This is a genomic window from Stenotrophomonas indicatrix, assembly GCF_050573115.1.
Classification (GTDB): domain Bacteria; phylum Pseudomonadota; class Gammaproteobacteria; order Xanthomonadales; family Xanthomonadaceae; genus Stenotrophomonas; species Stenotrophomonas lactitubi_A.
Map to the genome: position 1 here is coordinate 106,657 of NZ_JBNYZT010000007.1, position 16,800 is coordinate 123,456.

Sequence of the window (16,800 nt, forward strand, 5' to 3'; positions counted from 1 at the left end):
CGATGAGGGTGGCGTTGCCGGGCCGCTGCCTGCTGCCAGTCGTCCTGGCGATCGGCCCGGCCTGGGCCGCCGCACCGCCACCGACCGCGCTGCCGGCGGTCGTGGCCGAGTCGCCGCGTACGTTGCAGCTGGATGTGGTGCGCTCGCAGATCGGTTTCGAAGTGCGCACCCGGTTCGGCCAGCGCATCGAGGGCGTGTTCCCACGTTTCGAGGGGCGAATCGAGGTGCTGTCCGATGGCCGTCACCAGGTCCACCTGAAGATGTTCACCCGCACTGTGGAGATCCCCGGCAAGGACCGCTATACCGGCTGGATGCGCGGCCCCGAGTTCTTCGACGCCGGCCGTTACCCCTTCGTGGAGTTCGACTCACTGCCGTACTGGCCGGAGACGGTGGCCGACGGCGGGGGCATCGACGGTCGGCTGACCCTGCGCGGCGTCAGCCATCCGGAGACGCTCAAGGTCGAGAAAGCGGAATGCGCCCGACCCGGCTATGATTGCGACGTCGTCAGCCGCGGTACCGTGCAACGAGGCCGGTATGGTATGGACAGCTGGCAGCTTGCCTTGAGTGACCGAGTGACTTTCGTACTGCGTGCGCGCCTCAGCGAGGCGCCGAAACCGTGAATCCATTGCTGCGTGTACTGGTGCTGGCAACCGTGTTGCTGGGCAGCGGCTGCGCGTCGCTGTCGCATGCCCAGCGTGATCGCGCCGAGGCGATCGCCGTGCAGGCGCGCTCGACCCAGGTGGATTGCCAGCAGGCCGACCGCTGCGCGCTGGATTCGCCCCTGCGGGCCCTGGCCGGCCGGGCGTTCAGCGAATCGACCCCGGAACAGCCGCGGCACTACGCCACCCTGCTGGACGAGGGCGAAGGCGCGCTGGTGGCGCGCCTGAACCTGCTGCGCAGCGCCACCCGCAGCATCGATCTGCAGACCTATATCTTCGACAAGGACGACAGCGCCCGCCTGGTCATCGACGAGCTGCTGGCGGCGTCGCGGCGCGGGGTGAAGGTGCGGCTGCTGATCGACCAGCTTTCGGCGATCTCCGACCTGCAGATCCTCGGCGCACTGGCCGGCGCCCACCAGAACTTCCAGCTGCGGGTCTACAACCCGACCTTCGGCAAGGCCCGGCTGAACTACTTCGACTATGCCGGCAGCGTGCTGTGCTGCTTCCGCCGCTTCAACCAGCGCATGCACAACAAGCTGCTGGTGGTTGACGATGCGATCGGCGTGGTCGGTGGGCGCAATTACCAGGACGACTATTACGACTGGGATCGCGAGTACAACTTCCGCGACCGTGACGTGCTGATCGCCGGCCCCGAAGCACGCGCGATGGCGGCCAACTTCGATGCCTTCTGGCGCGCGCAGCGCAGCGTGCCGGCCGAGCGCCTGAACGATGTCGGCCGTACCCTGCTCAAGCAGGGCGTGCCGGTGCTGCCGCCTGCACAGTTCCGCAGGCCCGAGCGGGTGGAGCGGGTCAGCGAGGAGGCCAACGACGTCGACTTCGTCACCCGCTCGTTCGTGGACACCGCCTTGCCGGTCGCCTCGGTGCGCTATGTGGCCGATCTGCCGCGCAAGCATCGCCGCGAGCGCGCCGACGCACCACTGGCCGGGCAGCACGTCACCGAGCCGCAGCTGGACGCACTGATTTCCAACGCACAGCATGAAGTGATCCTGCAGACGCCCTACCTGGTGCTGTCCAAGCCGGCGCAGAAGCTGTTCCGCGAGCTGCGCAAGCGCCCGCAGCCGCCGCGCGTGGTGGTATCCAGCAACAGCCTGGCCGCCACCGACAACCCGATCGTGTATGCGCTGTCGTACAAGTACAAGCGGCGCAACATGCGCGAGCTGGGCTTCAACATCTTTGAATTCAAGCCGTTCCCGCTCGATGCTCCGGTCGACTACCGCAATCTGTTGCCCGACCCGATTGCAGCGCCGGGCAGCGATACCGGCCGCAATCCGCTGATCGGTGGCAGCGCAGCGGGCAGCAATGCCGGTGGCGGTGGTGACGTGGTGGCCACTGCGGATGGGGACGATCCACCGCCGCGGGTGATCCATCCGCGTACCGGCAGTGCCTATGAGAACGGTCGTGCGCGTCGGCGTGCCGCCGGCAGCGAAGTCGAGACCCGCCTGCTGCGTACCGAAACGCGCCCCTCGTTCCTGGGCAGCAAGGCGGTCAACAAGCCGCTGCCGGTCACCCGCAAGGGCGCGCGCATGGGCCTGCATGCCAAGTCGCTGGTGGTCGACCGCCGTATCGGCGTGGTCGGTACCCACAACTTCGATCCGCGCAGCGAGAACTACAACACCGAAGGCGCGGTGATCATCGACGATCCGGCCTTCGCCGAGCAGTTGGCGCAGAGCATCCTGCGCGATACCCATCCGCAGAACTCCTGGACGGTGGCGCCGCGTGCCAAGCCGCCGGTCCTGTCCGGCCTGAACTACAGCGTCGGCAAGGCCTCCGAGGCGCTGCCGATCCTCGACTTCTGGCCGTGGCGCTATGCCACCGACTACGAGTTCAAGCCGGGGCCGGACTGCCCGCAGCCACTGCCGCGGCAGAGTGCCGATTTCCATCGTTGCTATGTCGCGGTGGGTGACTTCCCCGAGGTCAACGTCGGGCCGAAGTGGCTGCTGGTGCGCATGCTGACCGCATTCGGTGCCGGCCTCGTCCCCATCCTCTGAAGGTAGCCGCATGACCCAGGTATTCCGCGAAGCCGTTTCCATCGAGCAGCTCAACGCACTCAGCCAGAACACCGCCATCAGCACCTTGGGCATCGTCTTCAGTGCCGCTGGCGAGGACTGGCTGCAGGCGACCATGCCGGTGGATGAGCGCACCCGCCAGCCGTACGGCATCCTGCACGGCGGCGCCTCGGTGGTGCTGGCTGAAACCCTGGGCAGCAGCGCCGGCAACCTCTGCGTGGATACCGCCAAGCAGATCTGCGTGGGCCTGGAGATCAACGCCAACCACGTACGCGCCGTGCGTTCGGGGACGGTGACCGGCACCGCGCGCGCGGTGCACGTGGGCCGCAGCACCCAGCTGTGGGAAATCCGCATCGAGGACGAACAGGGCCGGCTGGTCTGCATCTCGCGGCTGACCCTGGCCGTGGTGGCGGCCGGGCACGGTTGAGCCTTCGCGGCAGCAGTGACGGCGGCGGAACCCAGCGTTCCCCGCCGATGGCCGCCGTCAATGAGACTTATGGCCGAATTCGGCTGGCAGCGATGGCAGCCCTCCGGTATCGTGCGCGGATGACTTCCCCCACTCCGGCCCCCCGCGGCGGCGTGGCGCGTGTGTGCCGTTACCTGTACCGCGTACCGCTGCTGTTGGTCCACATCACCGTGTTCCTGCCGCTGATCCTGATCGGCATGCTTCCGCCATGGGGCGAGCTGCGCGTGGGCGACGATACCTTCGGCGCCAAAGTGGTGAACTGGTGGCAGGGCGGGCTGATGTGGATCTTCGGCTTCCGCCTGTCGCGTGTCGGCCAGCCGCTGCCGGGCGCGGTGCTGTTCGTCGCCAACCATGTCAGCTGGGTCGATATCTCCATCCTGCACAGCCAGCGCATGATGGGCTTTGTCGCCAAGCGCGAGATCGCCAGCTGGCCGGTGGTCGGTTGGCTCGCCGCGCGCGGCCAGACCATTTTCCACCAGCGTGGCAACACTGAATCGCTGGGTGGGGTGATGCAGGTGATGGCCGATCGCCTGCGCGCCGGCAAGGCCGTCGGCGTGTTCCCGGAAGGGCGCACCCGCGGCGGCCACGACGTTGGCCCGTTCCATGCGCGCATCTTCCAGGCGGCAGTCGAAACCAGCGTGCCGGTGCAGCCGGTGGCGCTGGTCTATGGCGTGCGCGGCGATGCACAGACCATCGTGGCCTTCGGCCCGGGCGAGAGTTTCTTCGCCAATTTCCTGCGCCTGCTCGGTGAGCCGGCGCGGCATACCGAAGTGCATTTCCTGGAGCCGATCGGCACCCAGGACCTGGAAGGCCGTCGGCGCATCGCGGAAACCTCGCGCGCGCGCATCGTGGCGGCCATGAGCGGGGATTGAGGCCATGGTGGCCGTTTTTCCGCCACCGACCCTCGACGCTGATGCGCCGATGCTCACCGCGTCCGACTATCAGCCGCCGCGCTGGCTGCGCAATCCGCACCTGCAGTCGATGCTCAGCTCCAGCCGCATGCGCCTGCAACGCGGGCTGCTGCTGCTGGCTGCCACCGGCGCGGTCAGCGACGAGCTGATCCTCGATGGTGGCGAGGGTGTGCGCCTGCAGGGCTGGCACAGCCATGTCGAAGGGCGCGAACCGCGCGGCATCGCCCTGTTGCTGCATGGCTGGGAAGGCAGCGCCGAATCCAGCTACATGCGCATGGCCGCTGCCCGCATGCTGGAGCAGGGGTTCGACGTGGTGCGGCTGAACTTCCGCGACCACGGCAATACCCATCACCTCAATCCCGGCATCTTCCACTCCAACCTCATCGACGAAGTGGTGCATGCTGCGGGCGATGTCGCCCAGCGCTGGCCCGATCTGCCGCTGGTTGCGGCCGGCTACTCGCTGGGTGGCAACTTCGTGCTGCGGCTGGCCCAGCGCGCGCCAGCCGCGGGTGTGCCGCTGCAGCACGTGGCCGCGGTCTGCCCGGTGCTGGACCCGGGGCTGACCATGGAGAACATCGAGAACGGCCCGGCGATGTACGACTGGTACTTCCGCCGCAAGTGGGCCGGCTCTCTGCGCCGCAAGCGCGATCTGTTCCCCGAACTGAGCGATTGCGACGACCGCGTGTTGAACCTCGACATCCGTTCGCTGACCGCCTGGCTGGTCGAACGGCACACCACGTTTGGTTCGTTGCAGGCCTATTTCGATGGCTACTCGATCGCCGGCAACCGCCTGTCCACGCTGCAGGTACCTGCCGACATCCTGATGGCGAAGGACGATCCGGTGATCCCCTACGCGACCTTCCGCGATTGGCAGCTGCCGCAGCAGGCGCGCCTGGAAACCGCCTGCTGGGGCGGCCATTGTGGGTTCCTGGAAAACTGGCGCGGCGATGGTTTCTCCGAACGCTGGGTCGCACAGCGTCTGCGGCGGGTCCTGCCGGGCTGAACCGGCACCGGCGCGCGGCCCGCTACAATGCGGGTTTGACCTTGAACCGGACGGCCATGCAAGACCAGATCCTCCAAGCGTTGCGCCAGAACGATGCCGGCCAGGCCGTGCAGCTGGCCCAGGCGTGGACCCGTGACGAACCCGGCAAGGCCGAGGCCCACCGCTGGCTGGCGCTTGCGCTGCAGCAGCAGGGCCAGGCCGAGGCCGCGATGGAGGCGCTGCAGCAGGCGCTGCAGCTGGCTCCCGATGACGCGCAGCTGCACCTGCAGCACGCCGGCCTGTTGCTGGCGCTGCGCCAGTTCGACGGGGCCGATGAAGCCCTGTCGCGCACCACCGGGCTGGACCCCAATGCCTTCCCCGCCTATCTGATGCAGGCGCACCTGGCTGTGGGCCGCAACGATTTCGACGAGGCCCAGCGGCTGTCGACCCTGGCATCGCGGCTGGAGCCGGACCATCCCGAACTGCTGACCATCGATGGCATGGTCGCGCTGCGCCGTGGCGACGCCGACCGCGCCTTGGCGCTGCTGTCGGCGGCCAGCCAGGCGCTGCCGGACGATACCCGCGTGCTGTACGCACTGGGCTTTGCCTATCTGGGCAAGGACATGCTGGCGTTCGCCGAGCAGGCGTTCCGTCGCGTGCTGGCATTGAACCCGAAGATGTCCTCGCTGCACGGCATGGTGGTGCAGCTGGCATTGCGCCAGGGCAACGTCGAGGCGGCGGCCGAGGCAATGCAGTTGGCACTGCAGCAGCCGGAGCTGGATGTACCGCCGATGCGCCGCTTGGCAGGCGAGCTGGCACTGCGCAGTGGCCAGCCGCTGCAGGCGCTGGAGCATCTGCTGCCGCTGCTGGAATCGCTGCAGGGTGATCGCCAGGTGCTGCAGCTGCTGCTGATGTCCTGGCAGCGCCTGGGCCGCGAAGATGAAGCCCGTGCACGTCTGGATGACGCACTGGAAAGCAACGACCAGCTGCATGACCTGTGGCTGGCGCGGCTGGCCGTGGAAGACGTCGGCAGTGCCGGCGCCGTGGCCGCCGTGGAGCGCTGGATGACAGCGATGCCCGGCCACCTGCCGGCGCTGGAAGCGCGCATGCGCCTGCATGACATGGCCGGCGAACACGAGCAGGGCGAAGCCATCGCCGAGCGCATCACCACCCTGGAACCGGGCCGCGTCAGCGGTGAAAGCCGTCGCGTCGAGGGTCTGCTGCAGCGTGATCCGGCCGCCGCTGTGGAGCGCGTGCAGGCCTTGATCGCACAGGCACCGGAAGGACACCGCGCCGACCTGCGGACCTGGCTGGGCGAAATCCAGGATCGCGCCGGGCAGCCGGAAGAAGCGCTGCGTACGTGGATGGCGCTGCAGACCGACCAGGCCTCGCAGCGGCTGCCGCTGCCGCCGCAGGCCAAGGCACCGCCGAGCTGGCCGGAGATGGCCAGCATCGACGAAGCGACGCGCGACAGTGGCTCAGCACCGATCTTCCTGTGGGGCGCCCCGGGTTCGGGCGTGGAACGCGTAGCGACCGGCCTGGCGGCTGCCAGCCCGGTACTGCGCAGCGACCGTTACACCGCCAATCCACCCGACGATGCCTTCCAGAACTACAACACGCTGCAGGACCTGGCGTCGGGCGTGCTGAGCCCGGAACGCCTGGTCGAGCGCTGGCGCGAACACCTGCCGGCCCGCGGCCTCGAAACCGACACCGTGATCGACTGGCTGCTGTGGTGGGACAACGCGCTGTTGTGGGCATTGCGCCCGCAGCTGCCGCAGGGCCGCCTGCTGCTGGTGCTGCGCGACCCGCGCGACATGCTGCTGGACTGGATCGCCTATGGTGCCGCCGCACCGCTGGCCATGACCTCGATGGCCGAAGCCAGCCAGTGGCTGGTGCGTTCGCTGACCCAGATCGCCGCGCTGCACGAAGAGGACCTGTATCCGCACGTGCTGCTGCGCATCGACGACATCGGCAACGATGCACATGCGATGGCCGACCTGCTGGGCCGCGTGTTCGGCCGTCCAATGCCGCCGGCTGCACAGCTGGGTGCACCGCGCCTGCCTGCCGGCCACTGGCGCAGGTATCGCGACGTGATGGGCGCCGCCTTCGCCCAGCTCACCCCGGTCGCGGTGCGGTTGGGTTACCCGGAAGAGTGAGGAGCATCAGATGCAACTGAGCAGTCACAGCCTGGTCAACGCTGCGCCGATCGACCGTGAGTTCGCCGCCGGCGATGCCGACGGCTTCGCCCCCGACCGCAATCCGCACCTGGCCTGGAGCGGCGTGCCCGACGGCTCCCGCTCGTTCCTGCTGGTATGCGTGGACCCGGACGTACCGACGGTGCCGGAGACGGTCGGCCGCGACGACATGAGCGTGCCGCGCGATCAGCCGCGCGGTGATTTCGTGCACTGGGTGATGGCCGACATCCCGGCCTCGGTGCAGGAGATTGCCGCGGGCAGCTGCAGCGATGGCTTCGTGGTGAAGGGCAAGACCGCGCCGGCTGGCCCGGCCGGCAGCCGCCAGGGCCTGAACGATTTCACCGGCTGGTTCGCCGGCAATCCGGACATGGCCGGTGACTACCTCGGCTACGACGGCCCGTACCCGCCGTTCAACGACGAGCGCGTGCATCGCTACTTCTTCCGCGTGTTCGCACTGGATGTGGCCACGCTGTCGTTGCCGGAGCGCTTCACCGCCGCCGATGCATATCGGGCCATGCACGGCCACGTGCTGGCCGAAGCGGCGCTGCACGGTACCTACACGTTGAACCCGGCGTTGGCCTGATACCAGGCTTCAGGTAGTGCCGGCCGCTGGCCGGCATCCGCTGTACGTGGCAGCCGGCCAGCGGCCGGCTCTACCCACAACGAAGAAGGGCGACCTCGCGGCCGCCCTTCAAGAGTCAGCCGACCGGCGGTCGGCTCTACATCACTTCTCGATGGCCGACTCGACCACCATGTCCAGCACGTACGCCTGCGACGGCGCATCGGCTGGGGGGTTCTTCACTTCGTAGCGCTTCACGCGTACCACGTTGCGCACGCCGTCTTCGTGGGTGTAGCCCTCGATGCTGCCGTAGAAGTTCTCGAACGCGCCCGGCTCACCCTGCTTCAGGCCCTTGTCGTCGAACTTCACTTCGCGCACCTGCAGGCACTGGTAGTCCGGGATCATCGGGTGCGAGCACTTCTGGGTCTTCGCAGCCACTTCCAGGAACACGGTCTCGCCGGCGCCGCCATAGCGGGTTTCAGCGGTCGGTTCCGGGTTGAACACCAGCACGTCGCCCTTGGCGGTGGTCAGGGTCAGCACGCCGTTGGCGTCCTGTTCGGTCTTCAGTTCGCCCTGCAGACGGCTGGAGACGGCTTCGTCCAGCGCCATCAGCGCCTTGTCGGTGCAGGCCATCATGGTCGAGGCCATCGCGCTGACGCTCAGCTTGCCGTCGGCCAGGGTGTAGCCGCCGCCCATGCGGTTGCAGGTGTTGCTGACCGACAGGCGGCCATCAGCGAAGTCCAGGGTGACCGGCTTGTCTTCGCGGGCGAACAGCGCATCGATGCGCTTGCCATCGGCCGCGGTGGCCTGCTGCAGCAGCCAGTGCTGGCTCTGCAGGCGCTGCGCATCCAGATGTGCCAGCGCCTTCTGGTCGCCGGCCTTGGCCGCAGCCGGGGCCAGGTCGTCACCACCGGTACCGGCCGGGGCGGGGGTCTGGCTGCAGGCGGCCAGCAGGGCCAGCGGGAGGAGCAGGGTGAGCTTGCGGTTCATGGTGATTCTCCTTGGGGAACCGAGGGGGAAACGGATCGGGGCCGGCAACGGGGTTGCCGTGCCCCGGCGCTGTTCAGCTGCCGGAGGGCAACCACAGCAGCAACGCAGCGCCCAGGGCGATGCGGTAAAGAGCGAAGGCCGTGAAGCGGTGCGACTTGATGTAGCCCATCAGCCACTTCACTACGACGAAGCCGGTGATGGCGGCGGCAACGAAGGCGACACCGACGTCGGTCCAGTTCTCGCTGGCCAGGTTTCCTTCTTTGGCCAGTTCCAGGAAGGTGTAGGCGCTGGCGGCGAACATGGTGGGGATGCCGACCAGGAACACGAACTCGGCAGCGGCCGCGCGGCGGCTCAGGCCCAGCAGCATGGCCAGGAAGATCGCCGAGGCCGAGCGCGAGGTACCGGGGAACACACCGGCCACCACCTGCGCCAGGCCGACGCCGATGGCCACCGTCCAGGTCACCTGGTCGCGATCAGGCAGGCGCGCGGTATAGGCCTCCACCAGCAGCATCCAGATGCCGCCGATGATCAGCGCCCAGGCCACCGGGCTCACGGTTTCCGGCAGCGACCAGCCAGCCTTGCGCACCACCAGGCCGACCACAGCGGTCACCAGGAAGGCCGCGCCGAGCTTGAACACGTACTCACGGTTCTCGCGCTGGCCGAAGCCGGTGGCCAGCTGCAGCAGGCGCTGGCGGAACACCAGCACCACGGCCAGGATCGCACCGGCCTGGATGATGATGTTGAAGAAATCCGATCGCGCGCCCAGCCAGTGCTGGGCGATCAGCAAGTGGCCGGTGCTGGAGATCGGCAGGAATTCGGTCAAGCCTTCGAGGATGCCCAGCAGCAGGGCGGAGAGCAGATCGGACATGGACGGTGCGGGCGCGGGCGGCGGAAGAAGCTCGAAAGAATAGACGATCCATGCCGCACCAAACGGGTGCGTGCGGACATCCGCGCACTGCTTTGGTGCGCGCTGGTTTGCACCCTGGCGGTGCGGGATCTTTGAAATCAACGACTTGTGAAGGCAGAAAAGTTGGCACGGTCATTGCTGTACCTCAGCAGGCATTCATCCCCATCCGAGGTCGTACCGATGTCCGTGGAAACCGTAGAGAAGCTGATCAAGGACAACCAGATCGAGTTCGTCGATCTGCGCTTCGTCGACATGCGTGGTGTCGAACAGCATGTGACCTTCCCGGTCAGCATCGTCGAGCCGTCGCTGTTCGAAGAAGGCAAGATGTTCGATGGCAGCTCGATCGCCGGCTGGAAGGGCATCGCCGAATCGGACATGGTGCTGCTGCCGGATACCGCCAGCGCCTACGTCGACCCGTTCTACGCCGATCCGACCATCGTGATCAGCTGCGACATCCTCGACCCGGCCACCATGCAGCCGTATGGCCGTTGCCCGCGCGGCATCGCCAAGCGCGCCGAGTCCTACCTGAAGTCCTCGGGCATCGCCGAAACCGCGTTCTTCGGCCCGGAGCCGGAATTCTTCATCTTCGATTCGGTGCGCTTCGCCAATGAAATGGGCCACACCTTCTTCCAGGTCGATTCGGAAGAAGCGGCGTGGAACAGCGGCGCCAAGTACGACGGCGCCAACAGCGGTTACCGTCCCGGCGTGAAGGGCGGCTACTTCCCCGTTCCGCCGACCGACACCCTGCACGACCTGCGTGCGGAGATGTGCAAGACCCTGGAACAGGTCGGCATCGAAGTGGAAGTGCAGCACCACGAAGTGGCCACCGCCGGCCAGTGCGAAATCGGCACCAAGTTCAGCACCCTGGTGCAGAAGGCCGACGAACTGCTGCGGATGAAGTACGTCATCAAGAACGTCGCCCACCGCAACGGCAAGACCGTCACCTTCATGCCCAAGCCGATCGTCGGCGACAACGGCAGCGGCATGCACGTGCACCAGTCGCTGTCCAAGGGCGGAACCAACCTGTTCTCCGGTGACGGTTACGGCGGCCTGAGCCAGATGGCGCTGTGGTACATCGGCGGCATCTTCAAGCACGCCAAGGCCATCAACGCCTTCGCCAACTCGGGCACCAACAGCTACAAGCGCCTGGTGCCGGGCTACGAAGCGCCGGTGATGCTGGCCTACTCGGCGCGCAACCGTTCGGCCTCGTGCCGCATTCCGTGGGTGTCCAACCCGAAGGCACGCCGCATTGAAATGCGCTTCCCCGATCCGATCCAGTCGGGCTACCTGACCTTCACCGCGCTGATGATGGCCGGCCTGGACGGCATCAAGAACCAGATCGACCCGGGCGCACCGAGCGACAAGGATCTGTACGACCTGCCGCCGGAAGAAGAGAAGCTGATCCCGCAGGTCTGCTCCTCGCTGGACCAGGCCTTGGAAGCGCTGGACAAGGACCGTGAGTTCCTCAAGGCCGGTGGCGTGATGAGCGATGACTTCATCGACGGCTACATCGCGCTGAAGATGCAGGAAGTGACCAAGTTCCGCGCGGCGACCCACCCGCTGGAATACCAGCTGTACTACGCCAGCTGACCGGTTGCGATGGCGGTGGGTAACCCCTCCCACCTGCCGCCATCGCCTCCGTCTTCGCGGCTGGGGAGCCGCGGTCAGATCGGGGTCGTTGCACGGGGTCGGATCCCTTTCATGCATGAAAGGGCTCTGACCCCACGCCAAGGACCCCTGATCCAGGGGCAAGAGAGAGACCGGATACGCGACATGGGCCGCCCTCCCTCCCGCGTCGGCCGTGCAAGGAGAGAGGCACGGCTGTCCCGGCCCGGTTCGTGTCCGGTGCAACAGCCACGGCCATCACCACGATGGCCCGTGGTTGCCTGATGCCATCGCGCGTTCGCGCGCTGGCCCCATCCACCATCGGGACATGCGCATGAAACTGATCTCCGCCATCATCCGACCGTTCAAGCTCGACGAGGTCCGCGAGGCCTTGTCCGATGCCGGCGTGTCGGGCATCACCGTGACCGAAGTGAAAGGCTTCGGCCGCCAGAAGGGCCACACCGAGCTGTATCGCGGTGCCGAGTACGTTGTCGACTTCCTGCCGAAGATCAAGATCGAAACCGTCGTCACCGACGAGCGTGCCGACGCCGTGATCGAAGCGATCCAGTCGTCTGCAGGCACTGGCAAGATCGGCGACGGCAAGATCTTCGTGACCGCTGTCGAGCAGGTCATCCGCATCCGCACCGGCGAAATCGGCGCCGACGCACTGTAAGCCCCCTTCCGGAGACTCCCCCATGAAGATGCGCCTACTCACCGGGTGGCAAGCCCGGTTCCATCTGGTGTGCCTGCTGATGCTGTTCAGCACGTTGGCCGCCGGTGTCTGGCCGGGCACTGCACATGCCCAGGCCCAGGTCACGCCGCTGCAGAGCGAGGCCGTGGCCGTCGAACCCCTGCAGGACCCGACTGCCGCTGCGCCGGCTGCTGCTGAAGCGGTGGCTGCGCCCGCCTATGACCATGGCGACGTCGCCTGGATGCTCACCTCCACCCTGCTGGTGCTGCTGATGGTGGTGCCGGGCCTGGCCCTGTTCTACGGTGGCCTGGTGCGTTCGAAGAACGTGCTGTCGGTGCTCAGCCAGATCCTGGTGGTGTTCTCGCTGGTGCTGCTGCTGTGGGTGGCCTATGGCTACAGCGCAGTGTTCAGTGCCGGCAATCCGTTCTTCGGCTCGTTCACCGAATTCGCCTTCCTCAAGGGCTTCACCCCGGAGTCGGTGGGCAACACGCCGATCAAGGGCCTGCCGGATTACCTGTTCGTCGCCTTCCAGTCGACGTTCGCCGGCATCACCACCGCGCTGATCGTCGGTGCCTTCGCCGAGCGCATCAAGTTCCGCGCGGTGCTGCTGTTCTCTGCGCTGTGGTTCACCCTCAGCTACATCCCGATGGCACACATCGTCTGGGGTGGTGGTTACCTGGGTGAGATGGGCGCGATCGATTTCGCCGGTGGCACCGTGGTGCACATCAACGCCGGCGTGGCCGGTCTGGTGGCTGCATGGTTCGTCGGCAAGCGCCTGGGCTATGGGCAGACTGCACTGAAGCCACACAACGTGCCATTCACCTATATCGGCGCGATGCTGCTGTGGGTCGGCTGGTTCGGCTTCAACGCCGGTTCTGCCGCTGCAGCCGACACGGTTGCCTCGCTGGCCTTCCTCAACACCGTGCTGGCGACCGCTGCCGCGGTGCTTGGCTGGACGCTGGTGGAAGCGATCAGCAAGGGCAAGCCGTCGGCACTGGGCGCAGCCTCGGGTGCGGTGGCGGGTCTGGTCGGCATCACCCCGGCGTGCGGCACTGTTGGCCCGCTCGGCGCGATCGTCATCGGCCTGGTGGCCGGCGTGGTCTGCGTGTGGGGCGTGACCGGCCTCAAGCGTCTGCTGAAGGTGGACGACACTGCCGACGTGTTCGGTGTGCATGGCGTGGGCGGTATCGTCGGCGCGATCCTCACCGGCGTGTTCAGCGCGCAGTCGCTGGGCGGCACCAAGGCCGATCTGGATATCGGCCACCAGGTATGGGTGCAGGTGGTCAGCGTCGGCCTCACCGTGGTCTGGTCGGCCGTGGTGACCGCGGCCATCCTGCTGCTGGTCAAGGTGGTGGTCGGCCTGCGGGTGACCGAGGAGGCCGAGCGTACCGGCCTGGATGTGACCTCGCATGGTGAATCGGCCTACGAGGCCTGATGCAGTGGTGGGCGGCCCGCACGGGCCGCCCGCCCGTTCTGGTAGCTGCCAAGCTTGCTTGGCACTGCTCCTGCCCTGTTGGGTGCCGACCGTTGGTCGGCACGGTCGGTGGCCCAGCCACGCATGGCGTGGCTCTACTGCATCGTCCGGGCTTATCGCGCACAATCAGGGCATGCACCCGATCCGCACCTCCCTGATGCTCTCGGCCTGCCTGCTGCTGGCCGCCTGCGCCTCCACGCCGCAGGAAATCCGCAACCCGCTCGCCACCTGGGTGCCGTCACCGAACCAGAACGCGCGCACGCCGGTCATCATCGTCATCCACCATACCGAGCAGAAATCGGTGCAGCAGAGCCTGCACACGCTGCGTACCGCCAACAGCGGCGGGCGGGTCAGTGCGCACTATCTGATCGGCGCCGATGGCCACCGCTACCAGCTGGTAGCCGATGAGCGCCGCGCCTGGCATGCCGGTTCCGGGCGCTGGGGCACCATCACCGACCTCAACTCCGCATCCATCGGCATCGAGCTGGACAATGACGGTCGTACACCCTTCAGCCCCGCGCAGATCGAATCGCTGATCGTGCTGCTGCGCGATCTCACTGAACGGCTGAACATCCCACCGCGGCAGGTGATCGGCCACGCCGACCTGGCGCCGACGCGCAAGGAAGATCCCAGCCGCTTCTTCCCGTGGCAGCAGCTGGCTGAAGCCGGTTTCGGCGTGTGGCCGCGCGCTGCCGATGGTGCTGCGCCGGACGGCTTCGATGCATGGGCCGCGCTGGCGCGTTTCGGTTATCCGCTCGACAACCGCGAAGCAGCAGTACGGGCGTTCCACCGCCGTTTCCGTGCCAGCGACACCCTGCCGAAAACACTCGACGCCGAAGACGCACGCATCCTGCACTCGCTGCTGCTGCAGACCCCATGAGCCAGTAGTGCCAGCCCATGGCTGGCAGCCTCACTCCATTCCCAGCGCAGCGCGTATTGCCGCCACATGCGCACGCCCAACCGGCAACTCGCTGCCGTCGCTCAACACCAGCCAGTAGCGGCTGCCTGAGGCCGCGTGCAGCGTGCGGATCTGACGCAGGTTGACCAGGTAGGAACGGTGGCAGCGGACGAAATCCGCAGGCAGTACCGTGGCCAGCGCGGCCAGGGATTTGTCATGCAGTTCGCTGCGGCCGTCGCGCAAGCGCACCTGGCTGTAGTCGCCGTCGGCGCGGATCCAGAGTACGTCCGCCAGTTCGACGGTCGCTGTGCCCTGCGCGCGCCAGATACCCAGATACCGCGCGCGGCCGGCGCGGACACCACCGGTGTCGAGCAGCCGCTCCAGCGCTTGAGCCAAGCGCTCGCGTGAGAAAGGCTTGGGCACGAAGTCGAGTACGCCATGTTCGAACGCCTGCAATGCGCGCTCGCGGTGTGCCGACACCACCACGCACTGGTAGCGCCCGGCAACAGCACGGCGCAGCAGCTCGAAGCCATCGTCGCCGCCAAGGTTGAGGTCAAGCAGCAGGCCGTCATAGACGCTGCGCTGCAACCGGTCACCGGCCGCTTCCAGATCGGCTACCGCATCGAAACGCGCCCGTGCACCGACCAATTCGCTGCACAGGCGCAGCAAGCGCTGCCGCACCAGGGGTTCGTCCTCGACGATCAGGATGCGCATGTCAGCTCGATCCGGCCACACCAATGGTCACCGTCGACGCCCTGCACGAAGCTCCAGCCGGTGGGGCTGGCCGCCGCCAGGCTGGCCTCGATGTAACGCGTACCCGTGCCACGGCCGCGGTGCGGGGCTGAGCCTCGCGCACTGCGCAGTTCCAGTATCCAGCGCGCGTTGTCGCGCTGCACGTGCAGGCGGAAAGGGTGCCGTGCGCAGGCACCAGCGCCGGCATGGGTCAGTGCATTTTCCACCTGTGCGTGCAGGATGCCTGGCGGCAGCGAAATCGCCGCATCCTCGCCATCAACCTCCAGCACCATGCGCTGGTCCAGGGCAAGGCCGACGATATCCAGATGGCTGCGGCACAACGCCAGTTCGTCCTGCAAGGGAACGCTCTGCCGGCTGCTGCTGTCGCGCAGGCGATCGAACTGATCGGCCAGCGACTCCACCAGGCGGCTGGCGCGCATCGGCGACTGCTCGATCAGTTCCTGCAGGCAGGTCAGCGTGTTCATCAGCCAGTGCGGCTGGATACCCCGTTGCAACAACTGCAACGAAAGCCGCGCGCGCTCTTCGCGCAGCCAGGCGTTGTGCCGGTCCAGCGCCTGCAACTGGGCTGCGTGGCGCAGAAGCAGGAACACCATCAGCACCGCCAGCAGCAGGAAGTAAGGGCCATCAAGGAAGGCACCGTGTGCGACCAGCAGCGCCACCAGGCCCGCAGACAGCAGCGCCAGGATCGGCCATCGGTCTTCCTGCCCGGAAGGCGTGCGCAGCAGCACCCACATCGAGGCGAGCAGGCTCAACAGCAGCACCGCCGCTGAGCGGGTGTCGAAGCCGGGCAGTGCGATGGCCGCGGCCATGATCAGCGCCAGATAGATGAAACCACCCGCCTTGGGCACGGCCACCTCGAAGCGACGCGCAAGATAGGCCGGCAGCAGCACGGCCGCGATGACATGCAGCGCAAGCAGCGCGACCAGGCGAACGCCGTGCCACGGGTAGGGGTAGCCCAGCAATGATCGCCAGGCCTCGACCGCGGGCAGCGCCAGCCCCACCACACCCAATGCCAGCAGCAGGCGCGCGCCGGGCGTGCGTGTCTGCCCACGCAGCACCGCCAGGAAATACAGGCATGCGGCTGCCAGCGCACCGGTGGCGAAGCCCGCGATCAGCCATGGCAGGATGATCTGGCCGTACAGCACGGGGGCTGGCGCGATCAGCAGCATCGCATCTGCGCCATGCAGGGCGAAACGCTGCTGCTGGCCGGATGCAAGCACCAGCAGTTCATCGGTAGCGTTGCCCGACGGCGGCGGTAGCACGCGCACGACGTCTACGCGCCCCGGCTTCTCTTCTTCCGGCGTGCGACCAACGGCGCCATTGCTGATCCATGGCATCCCGTTCCAGTACAGCTGGCTGGCAGCGCGCAACGACAGCCTCACTGTACGTCCATGATCGGCGCCGCTTTCCGGCGCTGGCACATGCCAGCGCAGCCAGTACGGGCCATGCCACTCCGCCAGCTGCTGCTGGTCCAGCGGCCGCCAAGCCAGGTTCTGCGGTGGGTGCGTTGGCAGACCGCCGGATGCCCCGACATTCGCGGGTGCCATCTGTGCGCCCTGCACAACCCTCATTTCCGGTGGCGGCGTCGACACGATCAGCCAGGCAGCCACGGCCGCAAGCAGTACAGCAAGGACAGCCAGGGTTCGTGGGATCTGCATGGCGGCCATCGTATCGGCTGCACGG

The 16,800-nt window shown here is 67.2% G+C and carries 15 protein-coding genes; 11 read left to right on the top strand and 4 right to left on the bottom strand.

The annotated features are described in order from the left end of the window. Positions 1–2 precede the first annotated feature (2 nt). The 7 genes from ACQ5SA_RS16375 to ACQ5SA_RS16405 all read left to right on the top strand — a co-directional run bounded on the left by ACQ5SA_RS16375 (position 3) and on the right by ACQ5SA_RS16405 (position 7,823). The gene (locus ACQ5SA_RS16375; RefSeq protein ID WP_230110684.1) at positions 3–620 is read left to right on the top strand and encodes a YceI family protein; all 618 of its coding nucleotides are present in this window, start codon (positions 3–5) and stop codon (positions 618–620) included. Next, the gene (locus tag ACQ5SA_RS16380; protein WP_499315027.1) at positions 617–2,668 is read left to right on the top strand and encodes a phospholipase D family protein; all 2,052 of its coding nucleotides are present in this window, start codon (positions 617–619) and stop codon (positions 2,666–2,668) included. The genes ACQ5SA_RS16375 and ACQ5SA_RS16380 overlap by 4 nt, the downstream gene beginning before the upstream one ends. 10 nt (positions 2,669–2,678) lie before the next feature. Further along, positions 2,679–3,113 carry a hotdog fold thioesterase gene (locus ACQ5SA_RS16385; protein ID WP_089241726.1) on the top strand — a complete coding sequence of 145 codons (435 nt, stop codon included), beginning with the start codon at positions 2,679–2,681 and terminating at the stop codon, positions 3,111–3,113. Positions 3,114–3,232: 119 nt separating this feature from the next. Continuing rightward, positions 3,233–4,024 (top strand): lysophospholipid acyltransferase family protein, encoded by a 792-nt coding sequence (locus ACQ5SA_RS16390; protein ID WP_089241724.1) that lies wholly within the window; start codon positions 3,233–3,235, stop codon positions 4,022–4,024. 7 nt (positions 4,025–4,031) lie between these two features. Further along, a complete protein-coding gene (locus ACQ5SA_RS16395) occupies positions 4,032–5,066 on the top strand; it encodes a YheT family hydrolase (RefSeq protein WP_499315204.1) in 1,035 nt (344 codons plus the stop codon). 56 nt (positions 5,067–5,122) lie between these two features. Further along, a complete protein-coding gene (locus tag ACQ5SA_RS16400; protein WP_499315028.1) occupies positions 5,123–7,201 on the top strand; it encodes a tetratricopeptide repeat protein in 2,079 nt (692 codons plus the stop codon). A 10-nt stretch (positions 7,202–7,211) separates the two neighbouring features. After that, on the top strand, positions 7,212–7,823 hold the full coding sequence (locus ACQ5SA_RS16405) for a YbhB/YbcL family Raf kinase inhibitor-like protein (protein ID WP_353098203.1): 612 nt from the start codon (positions 7,212–7,214) through the stop codon (positions 7,821–7,823). Between the two features lie 141 nt (positions 7,824–7,964). Here the strand turns inward: ACQ5SA_RS16405 and ACQ5SA_RS16410 are convergent, their stop codons facing one another. Together ACQ5SA_RS16410 and ACQ5SA_RS16415 are read right to left on the bottom strand one after the other, a co-directional pair. Next, positions 7,965–8,789 carry an META domain-containing protein gene (locus ACQ5SA_RS16410; protein WP_499315029.1) on the bottom strand — a complete coding sequence of 275 codons (825 nt, stop codon included), beginning with the start codon at positions 8,787–8,789 and terminating at the stop codon, positions 7,965–7,967. Between the two features lie 73 nt (positions 8,790–8,862). Then, positions 8,863–9,657 (bottom strand): undecaprenyl-diphosphate phosphatase, encoded by a 795-nt coding sequence (locus ACQ5SA_RS16415; RefSeq protein ID WP_089241715.1) that lies wholly within the window; start codon positions 9,655–9,657, stop codon positions 8,863–8,865. A gap of 219 nt (positions 9,658–9,876) precedes the next feature. Here ACQ5SA_RS16415 and glnA point away from each other — a divergent pair, with 219 nt between their 5' ends. The 4 genes from glnA to ACQ5SA_RS16435 all read left to right on the top strand — a co-directional run bounded on the left by glnA (position 9,877) and on the right by ACQ5SA_RS16435 (position 14,346). Next, positions 9,877–11,286 (top strand): type I glutamate--ammonia ligase, encoded by a 1,410-nt coding sequence (gene glnA, locus ACQ5SA_RS16420; RefSeq protein ID WP_089241713.1) that lies wholly within the window; start codon positions 9,877–9,879, stop codon positions 11,284–11,286. A gap of 349 nt (positions 11,287–11,635) precedes the next feature. After that, entirely contained in the window at positions 11,636–11,974 is a 339-nt protein-coding gene (locus ACQ5SA_RS16425; protein WP_004134334.1) for a P-II family nitrogen regulator, read from the top strand. A gap of 22 nt (positions 11,975–11,996) precedes the next feature. After that, positions 11,997–13,427, top strand: a complete 1,431-nt coding sequence (locus tag ACQ5SA_RS16430; RefSeq protein ID WP_499315031.1) for an ammonium transporter — start codon at positions 11,997–11,999, stop codon at positions 13,425–13,427. Positions 13,428–13,599: 172 nt separating this feature from the next. Further along, complete coding sequence (locus tag ACQ5SA_RS16435) at positions 13,600–14,346, top strand: N-acetylmuramoyl-L-alanine amidase (RefSeq protein WP_108266497.1); 747 nt, start codon at positions 13,600–13,602, stop codon at positions 14,344–14,346. 30 nt (positions 14,347–14,376) lie between these two features. On the opposite strand, the gene ACQ5SA_RS16440 is transcribed toward ACQ5SA_RS16435, so the two are convergent. Further along, positions 14,377–15,078 (bottom strand): LytR/AlgR family response regulator transcription factor, encoded by a 702-nt coding sequence (locus ACQ5SA_RS16440; protein ID WP_108266496.1) that lies wholly within the window; start codon positions 15,076–15,078, stop codon positions 14,377–14,379. Next, entirely contained in the window at positions 15,066–16,775 is a 1,710-nt protein-coding gene (locus ACQ5SA_RS16445; RefSeq protein ID WP_499315033.1) for a histidine kinase, read from the bottom strand. Before ACQ5SA_RS16445 ends, ACQ5SA_RS16440 begins: the two co-directional genes overlap by 13 nt. Between the last annotated feature and the right edge of the window lie 25 nt (positions 16,776–16,800).

Coding starts and splice junctions, on each gene's coding strand:
- ACQ5SA_RS16375 (WP_230110684.1), top strand. CDS start 3: ATGAGGGTGGCGTTGCCGGGCCGCTGCCTGCTGCCAGTCGTCCTGGCG.
- ACQ5SA_RS16385 (WP_089241726.1), top strand. CDS start 2,679: ATGACCCAGGTATTCCGCGAAGCCGTTTCCATCGAGCAGCTCAACGCA.
- ACQ5SA_RS16390 (WP_089241724.1), top strand. CDS start 3,233: ATGACTTCCCCCACTCCGGCCCCCCGCGGCGGCGTGGCGCGTGTGTGC.
- ACQ5SA_RS16400 (WP_499315028.1), top strand. CDS start 5,123: ATGCAAGACCAGATCCTCCAAGCGTTGCGCCAGAACGATGCCGGCCAG.
- ACQ5SA_RS16405 (WP_353098203.1), top strand. CDS start 7,212: ATGCAACTGAGCAGTCACAGCCTGGTCAACGCTGCGCCGATCGACCGT.
- ACQ5SA_RS16410 (WP_499315029.1), bottom strand. CDS start 8,789: ATGAACCGCAAGCTCACCCTGCTCCTCCCGCTGGCCCTGCTGGCCGCC.
- ACQ5SA_RS16415 (WP_089241715.1), bottom strand. CDS start 9,657: ATGTCCGATCTGCTCTCCGCCCTGCTGCTGGGCATCCTCGAAGGCTTG.
- glnA (WP_089241713.1), top strand. CDS start 9,877: ATGTCCGTGGAAACCGTAGAGAAGCTGATCAAGGACAACCAGATCGAG.
- ACQ5SA_RS16425 (WP_004134334.1), top strand. CDS start 11,636: ATGAAACTGATCTCCGCCATCATCCGACCGTTCAAGCTCGACGAGGTC.
- ACQ5SA_RS16430 (WP_499315031.1), top strand. CDS start 11,997: ATGAAGATGCGCCTACTCACCGGGTGGCAAGCCCGGTTCCATCTGGTG.
- ACQ5SA_RS16435 (WP_108266497.1), top strand. CDS start 13,600: ATGCACCCGATCCGCACCTCCCTGATGCTCTCGGCCTGCCTGCTGCTG.
- ACQ5SA_RS16440 (WP_108266496.1), bottom strand. CDS start 15,078: ATGCGCATCCTGATCGTCGAGGACGAACCCCTGGTGCGGCAGCGCTTG.
- ACQ5SA_RS16445 (WP_499315033.1), bottom strand. CDS start 16,775: ATGCAGATCCCACGAACCCTGGCTGTCCTTGCTGTACTGCTTGCGGCC.